25 protein-coding genes are annotated in these 21927 nt (G+C 32.5%); 8 read left to right on the forward strand and 17 right to left on the reverse strand.

Going from position 1 to position 21927, the window contains the following annotated elements; translation table 11 throughout:
- From LQ622_RS10490 to sarA, 3 genes are all read left to right on the forward strand, one after another.
- Positions 1-435 carry a PTS mannitol transporter subunit IIA gene (locus LQ622_RS10490; protein WP_025905499.1) on the forward strand — a complete coding sequence of 145 codons (435 nt, stop codon included), beginning with the start codon at positions 1-3 and terminating at the stop codon, positions 433-435.
- Positions 435-1553 carry a mannitol-1-phosphate 5-dehydrogenase gene (locus LQ622_RS10495; protein WP_204255196.1) on the forward strand — a complete coding sequence of 373 codons (1119 nt, stop codon included), beginning with the start codon at positions 435-437 and terminating at the stop codon, positions 1551-1553. Before LQ622_RS10490 ends, LQ622_RS10495 begins: the two co-directional genes overlap by 1 nt.
- Positions 1554-1934: 381 nt before the next feature.
- Positions 1935-2303: a global transcriptional regulator SarA gene (gene sarA / locus LQ622_RS10500; RefSeq protein WP_025905497.1), complete on the forward strand. Its 369-nt coding sequence runs from the start codon at positions 1935-1937 to the stop codon at positions 2301-2303.
- Between the two features lie 922 nt (positions 2304-3225).
- Here sarA and LQ622_RS10505 read toward each other — a convergent pair.
- The 14 genes from LQ622_RS10505 to LQ622_RS10570 all read right to left on the reverse strand — a co-directional run bounded on the left by LQ622_RS10505 (position 3226) and on the right by LQ622_RS10570 (position 15823).
- Positions 3226-4008, reverse strand: a complete 783-nt coding sequence (locus tag LQ622_RS10505) for an alpha/beta fold hydrolase (protein ID WP_204188328.1) — start codon at positions 4006-4008, stop codon at positions 3226-3228.
- Between the two features lie 132 nt (positions 4009-4140).
- Entirely contained in the window at positions 4141-4857 is a 717-nt protein-coding gene (locus tag LQ622_RS10510; protein ID WP_037590562.1) for a hypothetical protein, read from the reverse strand.
- Between the two features lie 94 nt (positions 4858-4951).
- On the reverse strand, positions 4952-5479 hold the full coding sequence (locus LQ622_RS10515) for an SA0570 family protein (RefSeq protein WP_037590564.1): 528 nt from the start codon (positions 5477-5479) through the stop codon (positions 4952-4954).
- 124 nt (positions 5480-5603) lie between these two features.
- Positions 5604-6380: an alpha/beta fold hydrolase gene (locus LQ622_RS10520; RefSeq protein WP_037590576.1), complete on the reverse strand. Its 777-nt coding sequence runs from the start codon at positions 6378-6380 to the stop codon at positions 5604-5606.
- Positions 6377-7144, reverse strand: a complete 768-nt coding sequence (locus LQ622_RS10525; protein ID WP_239762631.1) for an HAD family hydrolase — start codon at positions 7142-7144, stop codon at positions 6377-6379. The genes LQ622_RS10520 and LQ622_RS10525 overlap by 4 nt, the downstream gene beginning before the upstream one ends.
- Before the next feature lie 86 nt (positions 7145-7230).
- Positions 7231-8211 (reverse strand): FecCD family ABC transporter permease, encoded by a 981-nt coding sequence (locus tag LQ622_RS10530; RefSeq protein ID WP_239762629.1) that lies wholly within the window; start codon positions 8209-8211, stop codon positions 7231-7233.
- On the reverse strand, positions 8204-9094 hold the full coding sequence (locus LQ622_RS10535; protein WP_239762627.1) for an ABC transporter substrate-binding protein: 891 nt from the start codon (positions 9092-9094) through the stop codon (positions 8204-8206). Before LQ622_RS10535 ends, LQ622_RS10530 begins: the two co-directional genes overlap by 8 nt.
- Before the next feature lie 95 nt (positions 9095-9189).
- Positions 9190-10848 (reverse strand): arginine--tRNA ligase, encoded by a 1659-nt coding sequence (gene argS, locus LQ622_RS10540; RefSeq protein ID WP_239762626.1) that lies wholly within the window; start codon positions 10846-10848, stop codon positions 9190-9192.
- A complete protein-coding gene (locus tag LQ622_RS10545) occupies positions 10845-11261 on the reverse strand; it encodes a YwiB family protein (RefSeq protein ID WP_025904915.1) in 417 nt (138 codons plus the stop codon). The genes argS and LQ622_RS10545 overlap by 4 nt, the downstream gene beginning before the upstream one ends.
- A gap of 205 nt (positions 11262-11466) precedes the next feature.
- On the reverse strand, positions 11467-11979 hold the full coding sequence (locus LQ622_RS10550) for a YwhD family protein (RefSeq protein ID WP_191836148.1): 513 nt from the start codon (positions 11977-11979) through the stop codon (positions 11467-11469).
- Positions 11980-12047: 68 nt separating this feature from the next.
- Complete coding sequence (locus tag LQ622_RS10555; protein ID WP_048541443.1) at positions 12048-13346, reverse strand: HD domain-containing protein; 1299 nt, start codon at positions 13344-13346, stop codon at positions 12048-12050.
- A 23-nt stretch (positions 13347-13369) separates the two neighbouring features.
- On the reverse strand, positions 13370-14131 hold the full coding sequence (locus LQ622_RS10560; RefSeq protein ID WP_239762624.1) for a 2-keto-4-pentenoate hydratase: 762 nt from the start codon (positions 14129-14131) through the stop codon (positions 13370-13372).
- A gap of 13 nt (positions 14132-14144) precedes the next feature.
- Positions 14145-14621 carry a GNAT family N-acetyltransferase gene (locus tag LQ622_RS10565; protein ID WP_239762621.1) on the reverse strand — a complete coding sequence of 159 codons (477 nt, stop codon included), beginning with the start codon at positions 14619-14621 and terminating at the stop codon, positions 14145-14147.
- A gap of 350 nt (positions 14622-14971) precedes the next feature.
- Positions 14972-15823: an NAD-dependent epimerase/dehydratase family protein gene (locus LQ622_RS10570; protein WP_239762620.1), complete on the reverse strand. Its 852-nt coding sequence runs from the start codon at positions 15821-15823 to the stop codon at positions 14972-14974.
- 206 nt (positions 15824-16029) lie between these two features.
- Between LQ622_RS10570 and deoC the strand changes: the two genes are divergently transcribed.
- The 4 genes from deoC (at position 16030) to LQ622_RS10590 (ending at position 18858) form a co-directional block, all read left to right on the forward strand.
- Positions 16030-16743, forward strand: coding sequence for a deoxyribose-phosphate aldolase (gene deoC, locus LQ622_RS10575; RefSeq protein WP_239762717.1), 714 nt, complete (start codon positions 16030-16032; stop codon positions 16741-16743).
- A gap of 6 nt (positions 16744-16749) precedes the next feature.
- Positions 16750-17463: a GntR family transcriptional regulator gene (locus tag LQ622_RS10580; RefSeq protein ID WP_239762619.1), complete on the forward strand. Its 714-nt coding sequence runs from the start codon at positions 16750-16752 to the stop codon at positions 17461-17463.
- Positions 17464-17540: 77 nt separating this feature from the next.
- A complete protein-coding gene (locus LQ622_RS10585) occupies positions 17541-17921 on the forward strand; it encodes an SDR family NAD(P)-dependent oxidoreductase (RefSeq protein WP_239762618.1) in 381 nt (126 codons plus the stop codon).
- A 778-nt stretch (positions 17922-18699) separates the two neighbouring features.
- Positions 18700-18858 carry a hypothetical protein gene (locus LQ622_RS10590; protein ID WP_239775110.1) on the forward strand — a complete coding sequence of 53 codons (159 nt, stop codon included), beginning with the start codon at positions 18700-18702 and terminating at the stop codon, positions 18856-18858.
- A 59-nt stretch (positions 18859-18917) separates the two neighbouring features.
- On the opposite strand, the gene rihB is transcribed toward LQ622_RS10590, so the two are convergent.
- Positions 18918-19847: a ribosylpyrimidine nucleosidase gene (rihB, locus tag LQ622_RS10595; protein WP_204977328.1), complete on the reverse strand. Its 930-nt coding sequence runs from the start codon at positions 19845-19847 to the stop codon at positions 18918-18920.
- Positions 19848-19949: 102 nt separating this feature from the next.
- On the opposite strand from rihB, the gene yeiL reads away from it, so the two are divergent.
- Positions 19950-20612, forward strand: a complete 663-nt coding sequence (yeiL, locus tag LQ622_RS10600) for a transcriptional regulator YeiL (protein WP_239775112.1) — start codon at positions 19950-19952, stop codon at positions 20610-20612.
- Positions 20613-20673: 61 nt separating this feature from the next.
- On the opposite strand, the gene LQ622_RS10605 is transcribed toward yeiL, so the two are convergent.
- A complete protein-coding gene (locus tag LQ622_RS10605; RefSeq protein WP_025904905.1) occupies positions 20674-21009 on the reverse strand; it encodes a YuzB family protein in 336 nt (111 codons plus the stop codon).
- Positions 21010-21087: 78 nt separating this feature from the next.
- Complete coding sequence (locus LQ622_RS10610) at positions 21088-21927, reverse strand: lipoate--protein ligase family protein (RefSeq protein WP_037589955.1); 840 nt, start codon at positions 21925-21927, stop codon at positions 21088-21090.

A 21927-nucleotide genomic window follows, 5' to 3' on the forward strand; every position in this document is an offset into this window, starting at 1 on the left:
ATGACAAAATTATTTAATCCAGAAAACATTTTTATGAATCTTTCAGTAAATTCTCAAGAGGAAGCTATCGAAAAAGCTGGCCAAGCATTAGTTGAAGAAGGTGCTGTAACTGACAAATATATTACTGCAATGAAAGAACGTGAACAAATCGTTACAACATATATGGGTAACTTCTTAGCTATTCCACACGGTACAGATGAAGCTAAAACTGAAGTATTAAAATCAGGTCTTGTATTACTTCACATTCCAGATGGCGTAGATTGGGATGGCAATGAAGCTAAAGTAGTTGTTGGTATCGCTGGTAAAGATGGCGAGCATTTAGATATCCTTTCTCAAATCGCTATTGTATTTAGTGAAGAAGAAAATGTTGAACGTGTTATCAATGCACAATCTAAAGATGAAATTCTTGCAATCTTTGAGGAGGTTGAACTTTAATGAAAGCCATTCACTTTGGTGCTGGTAACATCGGACGTGGCTTCATAGGTAAAGTATTAAATGATAATGGCTATGAAGTGACATTCGTCGATGTTAACGAAACAATTATTAATCAAATTAATGAAGAAAAAGCTTATCAAGTTGTTATCGCAAATGAAGAAAATACTAAAGAACCTGTTTCAGGCGTTAAAGGTATCAATAGCATTACTGAAACAGACAAATTAAAAGAAGCGATTTTAGAAGCAGACGTCATTACGACAGCTGTAGGTGTAAACATCTTACCTATTATCGCTAAATCATTTGCATCATTCTTAAAAGAGCGTGAAGCTGGTAAACCATTAAATATCGTTGCTTGTGAAAATGCTATTATGGCAACAGACCAACTGAAAAAAGCCATTTTAGATATTACAGGTCCTTTATCTGATGACATTAGCTTCCCTAACTCAGCAGTTGACCGTATCGTACCTCAAGGTCAAAAAGAAGGATCATTAGACGTATTAGTTGAACCTTTCTTTGAATGGGTTGTAGAAGCTTCAAAATGGCAAGGTACACAATTACAAGATGTACACTATGTTGATGATTTAACACCTTATATCGAAAGAAAATTATTAACAGTTAATACAGGTCATGCTTATTTAGCTTACTTTGGTCAATACAAAGGTTACAATACAATTCTTGAAGCGATTCAAGATGAAGAAATTAATGCAGGTTTACGTGAAGTATTAAAAGAAACAAGTGAATATCTTGTTTCTAACTTCGATGAGTTTACAAAAGAAGATCAATCTTACTATGTTGATAAAATAATTGGTCGTTTCCAAAACCCATATTTATCTGACGATGTAACTAGAGTTGGTCGTGGCGTATTACGTAAAGTTGGACCAAACGATCGTATCGTTAAACCGCTAGTAGCGTTATCTAAAACGAATAAAAAACATTCTGAACTCGTTAAAGCACTTTGCTATTTATTAGAATATCAAGATGAAAACGATAAAGAAACAGTAGAGAAAAATGACTATATCAAGGAACATAGCGTTGCTGAATTCTTAAGTAAATATGCAGAATTAGAATCAGATATTATCGAAGAAGTAATCATTCAATATACTTCAATCAATAAATAATTTTTAAGAAGTCGTATGTTAAATACGACTTCTTTATATGGTTAATTTTATAATATTCTCATTTAATATCGGCATATTTCGTAATTTTCAATTTATTTTATTGATAGAATTAATAATAACCATGCACTTTAATTTTTTGAGATTATATTATACCTACCTTTCGTTTGTGACAGTTATATTATTTATATTATTATTTAATTAAATCCTACTCTTATTAGTTTACATACAGTTATTTTTAGGCTAAAATAAGTAAATAATTGATAAACTGTATTTATGAATTAAAAATTTAAAACGCTTCCATGTTGATAATGCGAGGCTTTACCACCAAACTGTATTATTTCAATTACAGAAGCAAAATACTCACTTCTAGGGGGATTCAAAATGGCAATTTCTAAAATAGAAAATTGTTCCGATTTACTAGCACTTGTAACATATGTGGACAAATTAAAATCAATCATTAAAAAGGATTTTTCACTTAGCTTTGAAGAATTCGCAGTATTAACTTACATTAATGAAACAGACGATGAAGAATATCATCTTAAAAAAATCATTAGCAAGTTAAACTACAAACAACCACAAATTGTAAAAGCAGTTAAAAACTTATCACAACAAGACTACTTTACAAAAAGAAGAAATGAATATGACGAGCGTACAGTTTTAATTCTAGTTAATAAAAAACAACGTAAATCAATTTCTGAAGTGCTTGAAAAAATCGATAACGAAATCGCTAAAACTGAAATTAACGAATAATATGACGAAGCGGAGACATTCTATGATGTCTCCGCTTTTTTGTGGGGTATGGGGTGTGGGGGTGATCTTGGCTTTATTCAATACTTAAGCCACGACTTCAGCTATCTCTTGGCTTTACTTTGGACTTAAGCCACGACTTGGGCTATCTCTTGGCTTTATTCACTACTTAAGCCATGACTTAGACAATCTCTTGGCTTTATTCAACACTTAAGCCACGACTTGGATGATCTCTTGGCTTTATTCACTACTTAAGCCACGACTTAGTCAATCTCTTGGCTTTACTTTGGACTTAAGCCACGACTTAGTCAATCTCTTGGCTTTATTAGACACTTAAGCCATGACTTGCCTCATCTCTTGGCTTTACTCTGGACTTAAGCCATGACTTGCCTCATCTCTTGGCTTTACTCTGGACTTAAGCCACGACTTGCCTCATCTCTTGGCTTTATTCACTACTTAAGCCATGACTTGGGCTATCTCTTGGCTTTATTCACTACTTAAGCCACGACTTAGTCAATCTCTTGGCTTTATTCACTACTTAAGCCACGACTTAGACAATCTCTTGGCTTTATTAGACACTTAAGCCATGACTTGCCTCATCTCTTGGCTTTACTCTGGACTTAAGCCATGACTTGGATGATCTCTTGGCTTTACTCTGGACTTAAGCCACGACTTGGACTATCTCTTGGCTTTACTCTGGACTTAAGCCACGACTTGCCTCATCTCTTGGCTTTATTCACTACTTAAGCCACGACTTTGATGTGCACCCCAATATTTTGATTTGTTTAGGTCAAATATTTGGGTGCACATCACTTCGCAACCGCTCATCCTACTCAAAACCACTTCACACCCACTTCACACCCACACCTTCCTCACCTTACCAATAAAAAAGCTAAGACATCATCAAATGTCCTAGCTCTCTTTATTATATGACTTGTTTATCTCTTACAGGTTGGTTTAAAAAAGATGATACGACTTGTTTGAATTTTTCACTTTCTTCAATAAATGGTGCGTGCCCTGAATGTTCAAATATTTCTGTTTGAGCGTTTTTGATATTTTCCGAATCATTATCAATATCAAAAGGATCATGTTTACCTTTCACGATAAGTGTTGGAATGTCTATATGATCTATTTTGATATTTATACCATTTATCGATCTAACAGAAATTGCATCTTCTTCTGGTGTCATTCGATAATATTTTTTCACTTCTTGATACCATTTAAAAGTCGATTTAACATCATGAAATATTTCATTGAACAATATTAACATTGCTTCTTCTTTACTAAATCCTGCAACTTTATCTCTATGTTTAGCTATTAATTTAATAAGTGGTTGTTTACCTTGATTGGAAATTGAAGATACGAGTACTAACTTTTCTACTTTTTCTTGATGTTGGTTTGTAAATTCTTGAGCAATGACGCCACCCATATCATGTCCTAATATATAAGCTGATTCTATGTCTTCAGCATCCATTAAATCTACAATATCATCTATATGATTTTGGATTGAAATTTCTTGTTGTTTATCTGATTTACCATGTCCCCTAGAATCCATTGTATATATTGTAAATTGATCTTTCAGAAGCTGTACTGTTGAATTAAATGTCGCTAAATTCATATTTAATGCATGTAACATAATTAATGGTTTCCCTTTACCGTGTTTTTCATACACTATATGAGTCCCATCCCTTGTTAATAATTCTCCCATAATGAGTACCTCCCTACTTTACAGTAATAATATACCCATTTAACAATTTTTCACACTTATAATATTAAGTTAATGCCATAAAAATAAATGCAAAAAATGATTGTAGCCAATACATCATTTTCTGCATTTATGTTATACATATTTTCTTGTAGAATACATCATTACAAAATAAAGGATAATCACGAGGATAATAGACCAACTCGCAAATGTAACAATCATAATTACTGTTTCATTCATCGTTATGGATGCGATTGTTTTTTGAATAACTGCTAATCCCATTGCAGCGACTTCGAGCTTTTTCATAAATATTGCGAGTATGACGAGAATAATCCCGATGCCAAATATGGCTTGAAAGACTTGTAACGGTAATACATACATTCCTAACGTAACATTAAATATTTTAAGCATACATAGAACAATGCCTATACTAAATAAGAAAATATTGGTCATCATCAATTTCTGATTAGGATAGAGATAACTATGTTTTTTTATAATTAAATATATAACGAGTGAAATAGACAATATAATTACAAAATAAAATATATACAATCCCGTTACGGCATTAAACGGAATGAGCTTTTTATCAAATAAATATGCTAATAATAAGAAGTGTAGTGTATAAAAAATGATTGGATTATAATTAACAACCACAATATTTCTCTCTATGATTTGAAGTATTTCAGCGTGAGATTTGTGTCGATATTCTGCATAATCTATATCTTTCTCATCTGACTTTTTCATATCCTTCTTTAATGAATGTTGCACTTTATCAATTTGTTTAGGTAATACACCGACATGCTGTAAATAATCATTTACATTTTCCAGCAATACATTATTGTTCGGACGCAAATAAATACACCACCTTCATTATAATATTGTATAAATTAATCCCCTATTATGCAATATGTATATAACATAACAGGGGATTAAATTCGCTATTGATTTAGTATTTACCTATATCAACACGATATACTTTAAATTGTTTACTATCAGGTGTTGCTTTTGAAAGCTGGAAGTGTGCTTGTCCATTATTCACGTATGCATAACCGCCCGTATACTTATTATTTTGTACACGTTTAGTCGTATTGTCACCAAGAATTGAGACAAGCGAATCTAATTTCACATTTGTTAATTTGTCATAAATCATTGTAACGCGTTTAACTGTTTCTTTATTACCTTTAACTTTGGCAGTAATAATCATATGTCCATTTTTAGTATCAAATTCGTAATAATTTTCTCTATCATTACTATCATCAGAATATGAGAACATTAAATTTGGATACTTTGATTTAATTTTAGAAATCTTATCACCAATTTTAATACCTTCGATTGTTACTGTACCGTCTTTATAGGTCTGCACATTATTTTCGTTAATATTTAATTGATTTTTAGTTGCAGCATTTGCCTCAGCAAAAGTTGAAAATGGCAGAACCATAAGTACCATTGCAATTATTAAGAGACATTTTTTCATATGAGGTTCTCCTTCAGTCTGTGTCTTATATGCTATGCATTGAACTGCGTTAATTATAACATAAAGATTACAAAATGACCACTTTTATTACAATCATGTAACAAAACCGTGAAATATCGCTTGATTAACTTAAAAATTCTTCCAATACTTTAATGAATTTCTCTTTTTCTTCAATAAAAGGTAATTCGCCTGAACCTTCAAACAGTTTAAATTCAGCATTCGGCAACAGTTCACTTATTCTTTTACCTTCGCTATATAATATTTTGCCATCGTATTGTCCAGAAATGACGAGCGTACGAGTTTCAATATCTGGAAGTAACGATATAATATCAAAGTCTTTAAAAGAGCGCTTAACAGCAATTTCTTCTTCCATCGTTTGAAGGTCATTCGACGGAATATGTGATTTTACAAACTTTTTAGCTTGTTTAATATTTTTATATCTGAATCTTAATAAATATTTTTCTTTGTCCTCATCAGACATCGTTCTAATTTCATCAGCATGTCTATCATAAATACGGTTATCTGGAAACGTTGAATGATCGTCTGTAGGATTAATTAACACCATGCCATTGATCAAATCAGGATTCTTATATGTGAGACCTGTTGCAATTGTTGCGCCAAGTTCTAGGCCAATTACATATGCTGAATTAATGAATAATGCATTTAATAGTTGCTGAATATCTGAAATATAGTCATCTACTCTACTATCATGTGGTGTATCACTTAAACCATGACCTCTTAAATCAATAGATATAACTTGATAATTTTTACTTAATTTTTTAATCAGTGGTTCAAAGACATCCATGTCTTGAAAAACACCATGTAACAAGATAATTGGATAGCCGCTTCCTTTTGTATTATAGTGTATGGCAACATTTTCTTTCGTTAAAAATAAGTTCATCGTGCTTCACCTCTTTCGATTTGTTTACAAACATCTATGAGATCACTTAAACTTTCGATTGTATAATCTAATTCGTGCTCCTCTGGTGTGCCAATGACTGAATTAGCCATCCATGCAGTCTTCATGCCCATAGCATGTGCTGCTGCGATGTCATTTAAAGGACAATCTCCAACATATAATGCATGATGTGCCGTTATGCCAAGATGTTTCAATATATCTTCAAATATGATTGGGTCTGGCTTCATAGCACCCACCTCATCAGAAGTTGAAACATAATGAATGTATGGATAAATACCGATTGCATTCATAACATGTGTAATTTCTTCACTCTTACCATTCGCTACAACACCTAATTTATAACCCATGCTGCGTAGTTTATCCAATGCTACCAATGTATCATAGAAAGGAAAATGGTATCTGTAATGATGCATTTTATAGTCGTTATAAAATGTCTTCCATGATATCCTTTCTATATTTAATCTCTTTACGAGTTCTTGATATACCCATTCAACATCTTCTATACCATAGGGATTTAACGTTAAATATACCTTTTCAAAATCACGTCTTTGGACTGTTACCATTAACTCATGAAACCTCTCAAACTGTTCTTCCAAAAACTTCATTCGCGATTTCTCACGATCTACAAGCGTATCTTCTAAGTCAAAAATAATCGCTTGAATATCACACGAACACATGTCATCATCCCTTTCATAGAAACATTTTAAACTATTCCATAAAGAAAGCAATACAATTTTTACATACAAAACACCAACCCTCTATCATAATGTTTAAAGGATTGGTGTCCGTAAGCTATTGATTGTGATTTAATACTGATAGATACATTAAATATTCAGTAAGTTCTTTCTTTTTTTCGTTGTTCTGTAATCATTAAATACATCATAATCGGTATGGCAATAATTGAGAGTATAATGCCAACCGGAATTTGAATCGGACTTATGATAATTCTGCCAACAGTATCTGCAATTAATAAAAGTGCGCCGCCGATTAATAAATTCAACATCATTTGAACGTTAATAGGTACCTTGTACACCCTTCTAACAACTTGAGGTACAATCATACCTATAAATCCAATAATACCCGTAAAACTTATAATAACGGCTGTCATTATAGCAGCTAATAGCAAACATGTCCATGATATCAATCGAACATTCACACCAAGTGTAGTTGCTTTATCTTCACCTAATTGAATCATTTTAATATAATGACTCATCATAAACAAGATTAAGATACAGATTAAAGTAACAATCCCAGTGATTTCTACAGTTATTCTTTCGGCAGATGAAACACTACCAAACATATATGACACCATGCTATTAACTTTATCCGGCTTAAGCAATAAAAGGATATAGAGTGCCGAACTAAAGAACGCACCAATAAAAATACCTGAAAGTATCATTGTTGCTACATGAAATGTTTTGACCATCGTTTCTGTAATCAGTACAACAACGATAAGCGTTAACAAGCTGAAGAATATTGAAAATAGTGGCACAAACCAAATGGATACGCCGATAAATACGGCAAGTGCACTTCCGAATGTTGCCCCGCTCGCTAATCCTAATGTAAAACTATCCGCGAGTGGATTATTCAATATCGTTTGATAGATTTGACCACTCATGACTAGCCCCATACCAGCAATTAATGCTAACAGTGTCCGCGGTACTCTTAACTTGTAAAAAATCGTCCATTCTAGTTGATTATCAAATTTCCATGTTATACCCGTAGATCCTACGAATAAAGAAATGCCAATTGCAAACAATAGAACGAGAAACCATATCACAACATGACGATAAACGTTATGATTTTTAGTCATAAACTTTTTCAGAAAGTTCTTTTAGACCTTTCGCTAATCTTGGTCCTGGTCTAGAAATCATATCTGCATTGAGTGCATGAACGTGTTTCTCTTTAACAGCATTAACTTGGTCAAAGCCATCTCTATTGTTATTTAATTTTTGATATTCCGCTTCAGACTGTCCACTTGTTGTAATCATAACATCAGGATTTCTTTTAAGAATACTCTCTTTATCCGTTTTAATCCATCCTTCTTGGTCATGATAAAGGTTCTTAGCTTTGATAGAAGTTAACATATCATCATAAAACGTATTTGATCCTGACGTGTAAATGTCAGGTTGAGAAGAAATTTCCATAAATACTTTTTTACCTTGTTGGTCTTTAGGGACATCTTTTACAACATCTTTTATTTCTTTCTTCACTTTACTTACTAATTTATCTGCTTCTTTTTCTTTACCTGTTACTTTTCCAACTTGCTTGAATGTATCATACATTTCATTAATTGAATTTGCATCATCTATGTAGACGACTTTCACGCCTGCATCACTTAATTTTTTTAAATCTTTTTCTTGTGTAGATTTGTTCGACTCATGCGCCAAAATTAAATCAGGTTTTGCTTTTAATAATGCCTCTGTATCAAGTTTAAAGGCATCGAATTGTTTTTTATCTTTCACATCTTTAGGATAATCATCAACAGTTGATACCCCAACGACTTTATCTCCAAGTCCTAACGCGTATAATATTTCTGTATTACTTGGAATAAGCGACACAATACGCTTATATTCTTTCTTATCAGTTGTTTCTTGTTTCGTTTCTTTCTTGTTATCCGTATTATCTCCGCTTTGGCAACCTGTCACGATGATCATAGCAGCAAAGATTAAATAAATTATTTTGTTTATTTTCATACTTAATCCCTCCATATATTTAATTAAAAAATGGTACACAAAAAGGCGCAACTCAAATAAGATTGAGCTGCACCTCAATTAAAATAATGATTAAATTACATAGATTCTGGAGCTGACACACCTACTAATGCTAACGCATTGCGAAGTGTAATACGCGCCGCTTCAATTAAAGCTAAATGCGCTTTTGTCTTCTCTGCATCATCTGTTAATACTTTCTCTGCATTATAGAACTTGTGGAACTGTGCAGCCAAATCTTGAATATAATTCGTAATACGATGTGGACTGCGTGATTCTGCAGCAGAAACAATTGTTGGTTCAAATTCAGCAATTTTCTTCAATAAATCAAATGCTTTTTCATGTGTAATTAATGATAAATCAACATTTTGATCAATCGTGATACCTTTTTCTTCTGCTTGACGAATAATAGATGATATACGCGCATGTGCATATTGTGCATAATACACTGGGTTATCTTGTGATTCTTTCTTAGCTAATTCCATATCAAAGTCAAAGTGTGTATCAGGACTACGCATCGTTAAGAAGTAACGAGCAGCATCAATGCCTACTTCATCCATAATGTCACGTAATGTAATAGCATTACCTGTACGTTTACTCATTTTCACTTCAACGCCGTCTTGTAATAATCGTACCATTTGCATAATTTGTATTTCAAGACGTTTTGAATCTACGCCAAATGTTTCAAGAGATGCTTTTAAACGATTAATATAACCGTGGTGATCAGCACCAAATAAATTAATTAATTTGTCAAAACCACGTTCTACTTTATCGTAATGATAAGCGATATCTGGTAAGAAATACGTATACGTACCGTCTTGTTTAATTAACACACGGTCTTTATCGTCACCAAATTCTGATGTTTTTAACCATGTTGCGCCATCTTGTTCATAAGTATAGCCTAATTCAGTCATTTTATCTAAAACAGCTGAAATTTTGTTTGTTTCATATAATGATGTTTCACTGAACCAATTATCAAAATGAATATTAAAATCTGCTAAGTCTTGTTTTAATTTTTTCATTTCATAATCTAAACCAAGTTTACGGAATGTCTTAATACGTTCTTCTTCAGCTTGATCTTTAATTTCAGGATGTTTTTCAGCTAAGTCTTTACCGATTGCGATAATATCTTTACCGTAATAACCATCTTCAGGTAATTCAGCATCTAAACCTAACGCTTGGTTATAACGCGCTTCGATAGAATGCGCTAAATTTTCAATTTGTTTACCTGCATCGTTAATATAATATTCACGTGTTACATCATAACCAGCTGCACTTAACACGTTTGATAACGTATCACCTACTGCTGCATTACGTGCATGTCCAATATGCAAATCTCCTGTTGGGTTTGCAGATACATACTCAACGATGATACTTTCGTTTTTACGTTCTTCTGTTTGACCAAATGTTTCGCCTTTTGATAAAGCTGTCTTAATAATTTCAGTTAAATATTGTTGATCTAAATAAAAGTTAATAAATCCAGGACCTGCAATATCTACTTTTTTAACATTCGCTTTATTTGTGTCTAAATTTTCAACGATTTGATTCGCAATTTCACGAGGATTTTTACGCGCTAATTTTGTTAATACCATCGCAATATTTGAAGAGTAATCTCCATTTGTAGGGTCTTTAGGTGTTTCGATTTTAATTTCTGGAACTGTTTCTACAAGTTCAGATTTAATGATACTTGCTTTAATTTCTTCAATTAACGTTTCTTTAACTTTGTTAATAATGTTCATTCATTTATCTCCTTATAATTAATTTGAAATTGGTATGTTCCAAGTAACCCAGTTTGATCACTTAGCTGATAATGTATCCTGAGTTTACCTTGTTGATCGTCTATAAAGTGTTTGATTGATAATGTATTAACGTGCATTGTCATGCGTCCTGCATCAGTATCATAATAACTAATCGTTTCCTGTCCTTCAACAAAATGAAAGACTGTTTTGACCGCGCCTGTACGGTGGATTTTCACGCCATCATCTTCTATTTTAAGCATATTTTTTACGATTTGTTCATCAATCGTTTCTTCATATCTAATTATATCGCTATTTCTTCTATGAAATGTACCTGATGTTTTTGTTTGAAATGTTTCTTTCTCGCCATTTTGTTTCACGACTTGTTTAATATTTATATTAATATTTTCTTTCATAATTGGCCACCTCACCGTTTAAGAACGTATATCATTATAGCATATTTGACTATTAAAATTAAAAAAAGCAGGGCGAAAAGCGCCTGCTTTTTTTAGTGTCCTAGCTATAGTAGCTATCAACTATTTTACTTATGATATTGTGAAAAGACAATAGCTATTTAATTGAATTGTGATAATTCACAATTAAGTCACAAAATAGACATATTTAATTTATCTCTAAAGATGATTTTAGTTCATCACTGCTGTTATGCCACATTTCAGAATTATGTTCTTGAAGGAATTTTTTAAGAATTGCTCTATTTTCGTCACCAATTTGGTCAATCTTCACTTGATGTTTCATAGATTTATCCATCATATTCACATGTTCTGGCATACTTTTATATCCACGCTTCTTCGGTTTATTAACCATTAAATAGCATCCTGTTAGCCCTGCATAATATGGACCTTGTTCGCCACGTTCAGTTGTAACCCAGCAAAGCCAATATTCTTTTGCTTCTTCACCTTTGACTTCTTCTATATCTTTAACCCATTTCACACGCTTTTCTACTTCAGCTCTAGCATGCATGGCACCAATATCGATAAATGCAGTTTGTTCTGATACATCGACAAATACAGGCGCAACGTTGTCTAAACTTATAGAGCCTATATTTGTACCTTTATGCCCATCTAATGGATCATTTTTAATGATATTAAATTGAAATCCTTTCTTTTCAGCCACTTGTTTCACCTCATTTAATTCATGATTACATCATACTAGAGTATCAGACTGACATTCAAGTTTGTAATCTACACGAGTTCATTTAATATATTGATAATATCGCCTTTAATCGTTTCATCTTCCATTTCTATAATTAATTCTTTAGGATAATACAGTTTATAGTCTAAACGTTTAATCCCTGTAATACTATGGATGATGACTGACTGGCTACTAATTTCTTTAATACGACCTGTCTTCTGTAATAGATGTATCGGCTGTCTATTTGATCCTGGTCGATCATAATCATACGGTAAGTCTGAGAACGAGTCACAAACGAAATAATATTCTGGGTCAATGCCACCTTTTTCAAATAGATCTGTCAGTTCACCAATCGTAATAATAGATCCATCAAATGGTAAGTATTTAAATAAATCACGATTAACAAATCTTTTACTTAAATCACTTAAGATTGGATCATCTTCTTCAGTCCACTCTTCTAAATAATACATTACGACCGCTTCATCAAGACGAATATAATCAGCGATTGAAACGTCTTCTTCAAAAAATGGAATTAAATATTTGGGTTGTTCTTTAAATGAATACCCTTGATCATAAAGTACTTTCGCACGCTTAAAGCAGCGATTAAGCAACACTTCTCCACCTCGACTCACCGGGTGAAAATAAATTTGCCAATACATTTGATAACGACTCATTAAGAAATTTTCAACTGCATGCATACCACTTTCTTTAATCAACACTTCATCTTTAGACGGACGCATCAATCTAAGTACACGTTCCATATCAAATTGACCGTAACTCACACCTGTAAAATAAGCATCTCGCTGTAAATAATCCATGCGATCAGCATCTATTTGAGATGAAATCATTGATATGACTAATTTATTTTCATGTGTCTTATTAATCACTTCTGCTACTTCAGCTGGAAAATCAGGCGACACTCTACTCAATACTTCATTAACTTCTGTATCACCTTTAATGATCAGCTGTGTAAATTTTTCATGATCCGTTAGAAAGATTTTTTCAAAACAATGTGAAAATGGACCGTGCCCTAAATCATGTAAAAGTGCTGCACATAATGCGAGTGGTCTATCCTTATTATCCCAATGTGCACGTCCTTCAAATACTTCGTCTATCATACGTCGTACAATTTCATATACACCTAGAGAATGTCCAAAGCGACTATGCTCAGCTGTATGGAAAGATAAATAGAGTGTTCCAAGTTGTTTAATTCTTCTTAAGCGTTGAAATTCTTTCGTTTTGATAAGATCCCAAATTAATTGGTCTCTTACGTGTATATAACGATGAACAGGGTCTTTAAAAACTTTCTCTTCAGGTAATTTTTTTGTTCCATAAGCTTCCTGTGTCACTTTGTTCCCTCCATTTCATCCAATTATTCTACAATAAATTCAACTTCGCCGACATTTTCATATACGGCTTTATACTCTCCTTGTGTTAAAGGTTTTGGCAAAATAAATGTTCCACTTGAAATAAACATGCCTGGTGTTAATGAACGATTATATTCTTTAATTTCATTAATCAACCACTTAACAGCTTTAGCAGGATGTCCTTCAACTTCTGTACTAAATCCAGAAGCTAATTCTTTACCGTCTAAATATAATGTCCCTTTAATGTTATCTATATCTTCATAACTTAATTTCTTAGGTTCACCGTAAACAACGCCACCACTTACTGCGCTATCGGCAATAATTTCTGTTACTGATAAATTAGGGAACCAGTTACTAAAACGTGAATCTGGAATCTCTACCCCTGGTGCAATCAAGCATTTATCCATAATATCTTCAAGGCTATCTTCTTCTGTTAATTCTTCTTGAACAATAAAGACTAATTCTAACTCTGCTAAAGGCTCATTTAAGTCATTTAAATAAATATGTTTGTCCAGAATAGTTGTTTCTCCCATTGCACCATATAATGGCGTTGTTGAAGAAAAGATATCTCTCGTTTCTTGACTCGTTAAACTAATTTTATAACCTTTATGAATTTCAGTTTCTTCCTTACGCTGCAACACACCTTCTTGAATATCATATGCAGCATGTTCAGTTATATTCGATGGTAAAACACCATTTGGAATAATTGATTGATTCTCATAAGCTTCATAAAATTGCGAAATCCATTTATTTAGTGATTGTTCCATTACAATCAACCTCCTAAAAAGTTTTTTTCATTAACGTCGTGCGCATTGTGTCACCAAAAAGTAATTCTTCATATTCACGTATCACTTCAAAACCTTCCTTTTTATAAAAGGCTATACCGATAGCATTCTTGCCATCCACTTCTAAATAAACTTCATGATATAAATCTTTGTATTGATCTAAACCTGCTTGTAATAAAGCTTTACCATACCCTTCACGTTGCGCTTCAGGTAGAACATAATGAGAAGATAAATACAATTCAGTACCTTTGATAAAATTAGCAAAACCAACAATCTTATCTTCATCTTCTGCAACAAAGAAATCAGAATCATTAATGCGCTTTTGAAGCATCTCTTTAGAATAAGACGCATTTAAAAATGCCGTCACAGTGCTCGCAGTATAAATATTGGTATACGTGTCATACCAAGCCTTAGACGCTACATTTTTAATACCTGAATAATCTTCAATTGTTGCTTTTCTTACATTTGCCATAAATATCTCTCCTCTATCTACCTTACACATCAATCGTCAATTCATGATGTCTATTAATCTAAGTTTGTAAATCCCCGTTTAATAACGTTCCAATGTACACATTTAAAATAACTTTATATCTCACGTTATAAATAATTATATCATTTATATATTAAAAACTATAATATTCAGAATACTTAATTATACCCGAAAACCCTACAGAAATGTAATATTTGTTAAGTATGTTAACACAAATTTAAAATACAGAACGTCAAAATATAAAAAATGAAAAACTAACAATCATTTTTACTAAATAATAATCCCCTCACTATAAAAATAGTAGAGGGGGGTTAATTTAATATTAAATATATTTATTTAATCGGGTGCATTCCGTCTTTCCAAGTTGTATAAATAAGTTTACCGCCTTGGTCTTTAAATTTCTTATTTGTTACGCCGCGCTCAAATGGTGCTGCTGGCTCGATGTTTAGGGTTGGTGTGACGTTTAATTCATTGGCATACCATTTAGCCCAATCGTCTCCTTTTACGGGCTCATCATCTGCTACGTTATAAATACCTGATTCAAAGTTTAATGCTTGAATGGCTGTTTCAACTGCATCATCTATATGAATAAATGATTGTATGCCGTCCGTCATCGTAACTTCACCATTAATAAATTGATTATAAATCATACCATCTTTACCATACCAAGTACCTGGTCCGTATAATAAACCGTAACGTAAAATAACATGTTTGTTTAATCTAGCTGATTCTTTTTCTAATCCTTCTACACCATCAACTGTTATTTTACGATCGCCACTAGCATCATAGTCTAAACTTGTTTCTTCTGTTGCTAATGTATCTCCAGCTTCATAAACAAATGCAATACTTTGTGATTGGATATGTGGCACATCGTGTTTAATTGCCGCTTCTACAAGATTTCTCGTACCTTCTATTCTAACTTTCGTATTAGCTGACATATCAACTTGTTTTAAATCCGTGATTTCGTTCATGATTATATCTGGTTTAAAATCACCGATACTTTTTTCTATTGTGTCATATTCTAATATGTTGCCTATATATGCTTTTACACCTGCATTATCAAGTTTTTCTTTACCTTTTTCAGAAGTTGTTAACCCAGCTACTTCATAACCTTCTTCAATTAAGCGTTTAGTTAATTTTGTACCTATTAAACCAGTAGCGCCAGTAACAAAAATTTTAGTCATGATAATCCACCTTTTTTATTTATATTTTCATTGAGATATATACCCATTTTCAGAGTATAAAAACCATCCTAAAAAATATCAAACTTTTTATTATGTAATGACATAATAATTTATAATGTCACTATTATTAGATTCCTAGCCCAATTGACGTATGTAATCGCGTTATTATATCATTATGTCAATACAAATAAGGAGTGTTTATTTTGATGAAATCTTATACAATTGATGACCTTTGCCGAATGATTGATCACACTAACTTACATGCAGATGCAAGCCCAGAAGATATAAGACAACTTTGTGAAGAAGCAAAGAAATACCATTTTAAGATGGTTGCTGTTAACCAAGTACAATCTAAATTATGTTCAGAAATATTAGCTGGAACCGATATAGGAATAGGCGCTGCCATTGCTTTTCCATTAGGACAGACTTCTATTGAATCTAAGAAGTTCGAGACGCAAGATGCGATTCATAACGGTGCGACAGAAGTTGATTATGTTATTAATGTTACTGAATTGAAAAATGGCAATTTAGACTATATCAAAGAAGAAATGTCTTCAATAGTAGAAATTTGTAAAGCACACAATGTCACTTCAAAAGTAATCTTTGAAAATGCCTATTTAACTAAAGATGAAATCAAAACTTTATCCCTTATCGCAAAAGACGTTAAACCTGATTTCATTAAAACATCTACTGGCTTTGCGACATCAGGTGCAACTGTAGAAGATGTTAAATTAATGTCCGAGACTGTAGAAGGCGAAGTTAAAGTTAAAGCAGCTGGTGGTATTCGTGATGCTGATACATTTATTAATATGATTAAAAATGGTGCAGAAAGAATTGGCGCTAGTTCAGGTATCAATATCATCAAAGCATTAGAAGAACGTCTTACAGAATCAGATCAGAAAACGATAGAAATTGGATGATAAATTATGATAAACAAACCTTTACATCAACAAATTAAAGAAGATTTACTGAATAAAATTGAATTCGAAGACTATAAAGTTGGCGATAAAATTCCAAATGAAGTTGATTTGGCTTCACATTATAAAGTAAGTAGACCTACTGTTAGGCAAGCAATTAATGCACTTGTTATTGATGGCTTTTTAGAACGTCGAAAAAAGCGAGGTACAATCGTTCGACAACGTAAAATCAATCAAGAATTTACACACGTCATCGAAAGCTATAATGATGAAATGACAAGAAAAGGATTAATCCCAAAGACAAAAGTTCTATCATTGAAATCAGAAGTTGCCAATGAAGAAGTCATGCAACAATTAGAACTAAAACCTGGAGAATCTGTATATAAATTAGTCCGTTTAAGATATGCAGAAGAAGACCCAATCGTACTTGTAACAACTTATATTCCATTATCCTTAGTACCTAATTTAAAAGAAATTGATTTTACTACGACACGATTTTACGAAGTGTTAGAAAAAAACCAAACACCTATCAAAGAAATTACGAGAAAGCTTGAATTAATCACAGCAGATGAAACCGTAAGTGATTTATTATCTGTAGAGATAGATGCCCCACTCTTCTACTTCCATAGTGTGGGTTATATAGAGAATCGTGTACCAATAGAATATTCCGTCTCTAAATACAGAGGCGATTTAAACTCATTTATCTTTAATATCTCTTCATAATCTAGCTATGTTCAAACCATTATAAGCTCAACGATAGTAATAATGCAGTCCAATCATGAATAAAAAGGTGATATGCTATGACAAATATATTAGAGCACTTCAAATTACAAGGTAAAGTTGCAATCATTAGCGGTGGCACAATAGGAATAGGTCAATCAATGGCATTAGCATTAGCACAAGCAGGTGTTCAGATTATCATTGCTGATCATAACGTCTCATCAACAACCAAAACACTCTCAGGAATTAAACAGAGCGAAGACCTTGAAACAATAGCATTAAAAGTAGATATAACCGATCCAACATCGGTAAATCAAATGCTCAATAACGTCATAGAACAATTTGGCAAAATTGATATGTTAGTCAATAAAGTTGGGATGACATACAACGTAACAGAAGAAGAACTCACATTTGAAAATTGGAATAAAGTTATGAATCTAAACTTGAATGGAATATTTTGAGTGAGCTGATGTTTGAAGGCTGTGTTGGCAGGGCTATAGCGCACGAAGACTTCTAGATATCGTGCGTTATACCCTAAAAACTGTACCTAGCGCACGAAGACTCCCAGATATCGTGCGTTATAGGGTTAAAATGAGGCTTGGCGCACGAAGACTCCCAGATATCGTGCGTTATACCCTAAAAACTGTACCTAGCGCACGAAGACTTCAAGCAAAGTACCTCACTCCAACAGATATTTTATGAATTTATAATTTGAAGGCTGTGTTTTGACTGACGAACACAGTCCTTTTTATATTAAATTCTTTTAAGTTCTATTTATTTCATACTTTAAATACGGTAAAATTATATATAACTTGAAATGAAAATGGAGTTTTTCACATGAAATATAAAAGATTCGAACAAAATAAGATATTTATGATTTTAAACTGTATTATTTTCTTGATAGCTTGTTTAATACTCAAAAGATTCCCTATTTTTAATTACTCGGGCTTTTTAGGAACGATTCTTTTTATTGTTGTAATACTCATATTAAGTGTTGTCATATATCAAGTTAACTTCTTTATCTATAGAAAAATCAAAAACTATACAAGAGAAAATAAATATGATTAGAAGTATGTAAAATTAATGCATAAGCTCTGTAATGTTATGTAGCTTGATTCTGTGTAAATATATATATCGTAATAAAAAATCACTACAAGCATTGTTAAAAAAACAAATTGTAGTGATTTTTTTCTATTAAACTAACTTTTAAATAATGAACTATTTCAAAGGAGATACATCATGAAACTGTTATACACTTTTTTAATTTATTATTTTTCAATAATGATAATATTTATCGTAGTCGAAAGTATACTTCAACATGAATTAGAAACAACAAAAGTTATCATTTTACCTTTTTTTCTAAGTATTATTATGATTGCATTTAATAAACAAGAATGAAGATGTTTAGAAATTTTTAATTCCTTAATAAACCACCTTCAAATCAATGTTCTTATACTTTAATACATACGTATACATTCATATACTAGATCGAAGAATTCATCGACTTTGACGTTTTTGGCTACTTTAACGTTATGTTCTTTTTTGAGTACGTCGGATTCGTCACATACTGTTCGTCCATAACTTGGTCCGCGATTAATGTCGATTTCTACGTACATATCTTGAACTTCAAATAAGTCTTTATTTACAAGATAGCCTATTGTTGTTGCATCGTGTAATGGACCTGCTTCCAATCCAAATTCTTGGAATTGTGTTTTTAAAGTAAAGTTCATTAAATCACTAAACAATTGCCCAGCTTTATTATTTGTTGATTCCATACGTTTGATAATTTCAGGTGTGCATAGTGTCTTGTTTGTTACATCTAGACCCATCATGACGATTGGTACACCTGATTTAAAAACAATATGTGCCGCTTCTGGATCAGCAAAAATATTAAATTCTGCTGATGGCGTGAAATTCCCATTACCGTACGCGCCACCCATTAATACGATTTCTTTAATTTTAGATGTGATGGATGGTTCTAATTTCATCGCTAAAGCAATATTTGTTAATGGTCCAGTTGGTACTAGCGTAATATCTCCTTCACTATCTAATAACGTTTCAATGATAAATTGTACTGCTCTTTTATCTTCGGGTTCTCTATTTAACGCATCAAATACAGGACCATCCATGCCTGTTTCTCCATGAACATTGTCAGCAACTACACGTTCTCTCACTAAAGGTTCAGATGCCCCACTATATATTTTAACGTCCATATTCAAGTGTTGTGCGACACTCAAACCATTCTTAACAGTTTTCTCAAGCGTTTGATTCCCAGAAACAATTGTTATACCAAGTAAATCAATATTAGGATGAATGTATGCCATTAACATCGTTATTGCATCATCATGACCAGGATCACAATCTAAAATTATTTTTTGTTTTTCCATTATAATTCCTCTCCTTTTTGTAAGCCTTTTCTTTATTCTTGTATTATACTTCTGCAAAGATTAAAGTAAGTATGAGAAATATCATATAAGAGGTGTGAAATATTGAGAGAAATTCATAACGACAAACTTAAACAAGATTTAATAGACCAATTCAATTATCTCGATCTCTTTGGATTCGATGTGCAACAACACGTAAAACTCTTTTTCATTTCACAAAAAGATCATATTATTCAAGACACTCAAAAACCCGAATATTTATTTTATCTTGTTAAAGGAAAGACAAAATTATACGAATACATGGAAAATGGCCAAGTTTCTTTAATCGATTTTTTTGCGCCTTCTTCTTTTATAGGAGAAATGGAACTAATAGATGAACACGCTGCACCCCTTAATGTCCAAGCAATAGAAGATTGTTGGTGTTTAGCAGTACCACTTAATGAACTTAAAGACACTTTATTAACGGATCCAGTATTATTAAAGAATTTACTATCTTATATCGCACATAAGAATATGAAAAATATTCGAACTTCAACACGAAACCAATCATATCCATTGTCTAAAAGACTTGCTTCTTTTATTTTAGTTACAGAACAAAATGGTAAATATGAAGAAAAACATACACAAGTCGCACAATACTTAGGCGTATCTTATCGACATTTATTATTTGTTATCGCAGACTTTGTACAAAAAGGATATTTAGCAAAAGAGAACAATAGCTATAACATATTAAATATGGATGCACTAAAAAAATTAGCAAACATATAATATAGTATAAAAAATCCCCCACTACATGTTGTATTGAGGGGATTTATAGCTAATATTTATATTATGACTGTGTCTTTTTCAACTTCTTATTTAACTTCTCGTCTAATTCTTTTTGTCGACGTTTTCGTTCTTCATTTCTAAGTCGCAATCTTTCTTCTTCTTCTGGATCGCGTTTCTTTTGAAGTTGTTTTTGGATTTTTTCCATTAGTTCGTCTTCTGTTAAAGCGGCACATGGGCGGTTATTTACGAATGCGAATGTCTTTCTTCTACCTGGTCCACAATATGATTGGCATGCTACTTCTATTTCAGCTTCTGGGTCTAATTTTTTAATTTTTTTCAAAAGTGATGGCAAGTTAACCGCTTGGCAATCATCGCAGACTTGAAATTTATTTCGCATTTGTTTCCCCACCTTTCTTAATTGTTAATTTTGCAATAAATTATTATACCACCTTAACAGTTGTTTGAGAATGTCATTTTATCGTTTTTCCATATTTCGAATCATTTTATCATTGCGTTCAATCATTCTTTCGAAATATTTATCGTACAATGTCCATTCTTCTGTTGTGACAGGATCCATATTCAAAGTTGCACCTAAATTTTTCAAACTTCCTAACAATTTAAATAGTATGTCGTTAGTTGTATATTCAGTGCCTAATAATTCGTTCAATGAAGCCATGCTTTCAGGTATGATAGTCGGATAAATGAATTTTGTCTTTTCGTTTTTCAGTGCATGTTCATAGAATGCTTTCATCATTTCGGCACGTTCAGCGCCTGATCCTTCCACACATAAATAGATTTGAACTGCTATACCACCTCTCACTCTTCGTTGTGATATACCAGCAAATTTTTGATTATGAATACTTAAGTCATAACTACCAGGGCAGTATGATGCAGTAATTTCTTTATTCTCAATTTCATTAGTATCTTCTTTAAACATTTCACGAATAAGACGTAACATCACTTCATATCCTGTATCAATGGATACATCATGCTTACCTTTAAAGATTAAAGATATATTCAGGACACCTTTATCTAACACAACACCTAATCCGCCAGAATTTCTAACGATTGCACTATAACCTCTAACATCATTTAAATATGCAATACCGTCTTTTAGATAAGGTAATCTAGAATCATGTATGCCTAATATCACGACGTGATTGTGTATCCATGTCCTAACAACACTTGGACTTTTATCATTTCCTACTTGATCACAAAATGTATCATCGAAACTAAAGGACTGCATTGGCTGCAGTCCTGAAGTGTGGTCAATGTATCGCCATTCTTGTGTAAAATAATCTTGCAAATTTGCCAT

The sequence above is a fragment of the Mammaliicoccus sp. N-M50 genome, assembly GCF_022386995.1.
Taxonomy (GTDB): Bacteria; Bacillota; Bacilli; order Staphylococcales; family Staphylococcaceae; genus Mammaliicoccus; species Mammaliicoccus sciuri_A.

What these genes read in the sequence shown, in the direction of transcription:
- argS (WP_239762626.1), bottom strand. Translation starts at nt 10,848, where the DNA reads ATGAACATTATTAACAAAGTTAAAGAAACGTTAATTGAAGAAATTAAA.
- LQ622_RS10590 (WP_239775110.1), top strand. Translation starts at nt 18,700, where the DNA reads ATGAAACTGTTATACACTTTTTTAATTTATTATTTTTCAATAATGATA.
- LQ622_RS10515 (WP_037590564.1), bottom strand. Translation starts at nt 5,479, where the DNA reads ATGAAAAAATGTCTCTTAATAATTGCAATGGTACTTATGGTTCTGCCA.
- rihB (WP_204977328.1), bottom strand. Translation starts at nt 19,847, where the DNA reads ATGGAAAAACAAAAAATAATTTTAGATTGTGATCCTGGTCATGATGAT.
- LQ622_RS10495 (WP_204255196.1), top strand. Translation starts at nt 435, where the DNA reads ATGAAAGCCATTCACTTTGGTGCTGGTAACATCGGACGTGGCTTCATA.
- LQ622_RS10535 (WP_239762627.1), bottom strand. Translation starts at nt 9,094, where the DNA reads ATGAAAATAAACAAAATAATTTATTTAATCTTTGCTGCTATGATCATC.
- LQ622_RS10520 (WP_037590576.1), bottom strand. Translation starts at nt 6,380, where the DNA reads ATGAACTTATTTTTAACGAAAGAAAATGTTGCCATACACTATAATACA.
- LQ622_RS10565 (WP_239762621.1), bottom strand. Translation starts at nt 14,621, where the DNA reads ATGGCAAATGTAAGAAAAGCAACAATTGAAGATTATTCAGGTATTAAA.
- LQ622_RS10505 (WP_204188328.1), bottom strand. Translation starts at nt 4,008, where the DNA reads ATGGGAGAATTATTAACAAGGGATGGGACTCATATAGTGTATGAAAAA.
- LQ622_RS10580 (WP_239762619.1), top strand. Translation starts at nt 16,750, where the DNA reads ATGATAAACAAACCTTTACATCAACAAATTAAAGAAGATTTACTGAAT.
- LQ622_RS10530 (WP_239762629.1), bottom strand. Translation starts at nt 8,211, where the DNA reads ATGACTAAAAATCATAACGTTTATCGTCATGTTGTGATATGGTTTCTC.
- LQ622_RS10545 (WP_025904915.1), bottom strand. Translation starts at nt 11,261, where the DNA reads ATGAAAGAAAATATTAATATAAATATTAAACAAGTCGTGAAACAAAAT.
- LQ622_RS10585 (WP_239762618.1), top strand. Translation starts at nt 17,541, where the DNA reads ATGACAAATATATTAGAGCACTTCAAATTACAAGGTAAAGTTGCAATC.
- LQ622_RS10560 (WP_239762624.1), bottom strand. Translation starts at nt 14,131, where the DNA reads ATGGAACAATCACTAAATAAATGGATTTCGCAATTTTATGAAGCTTAT.
- LQ622_RS10490 (WP_025905499.1), top strand. Translation starts at nt 1, where the DNA reads ATGACAAAATTATTTAATCCAGAAAACATTTTTATGAATCTTTCAGTA.
- LQ622_RS10605 (WP_025904905.1), bottom strand. Translation starts at nt 21,009, where the DNA reads ATGCGAAATAAATTTCAAGTCTGCGATGATTGCCAAGCGGTTAACTTG.
- deoC (WP_239762717.1), top strand. Translation starts at nt 16,030, where the DNA reads ATGAAATCTTATACAATTGATGACCTTTGCCGAATGATTGATCACACT.
- LQ622_RS10570 (WP_239762620.1), bottom strand. Translation starts at nt 15,823, where the DNA reads ATGACTAAAATTTTTGTTACTGGCGCTACTGGTTTAATAGGTACAAAA.
- LQ622_RS10610 (WP_037589955.1), bottom strand. Translation starts at nt 21,927, where the DNA reads ATGGCAAATTTGCAAGATTATTTTACACAAGAATGGCGATACATTGAC.
- sarA (WP_025905497.1), top strand. Translation starts at nt 1,935, where the DNA reads ATGGCAATTTCTAAAATAGAAAATTGTTCCGATTTACTAGCACTTGTA.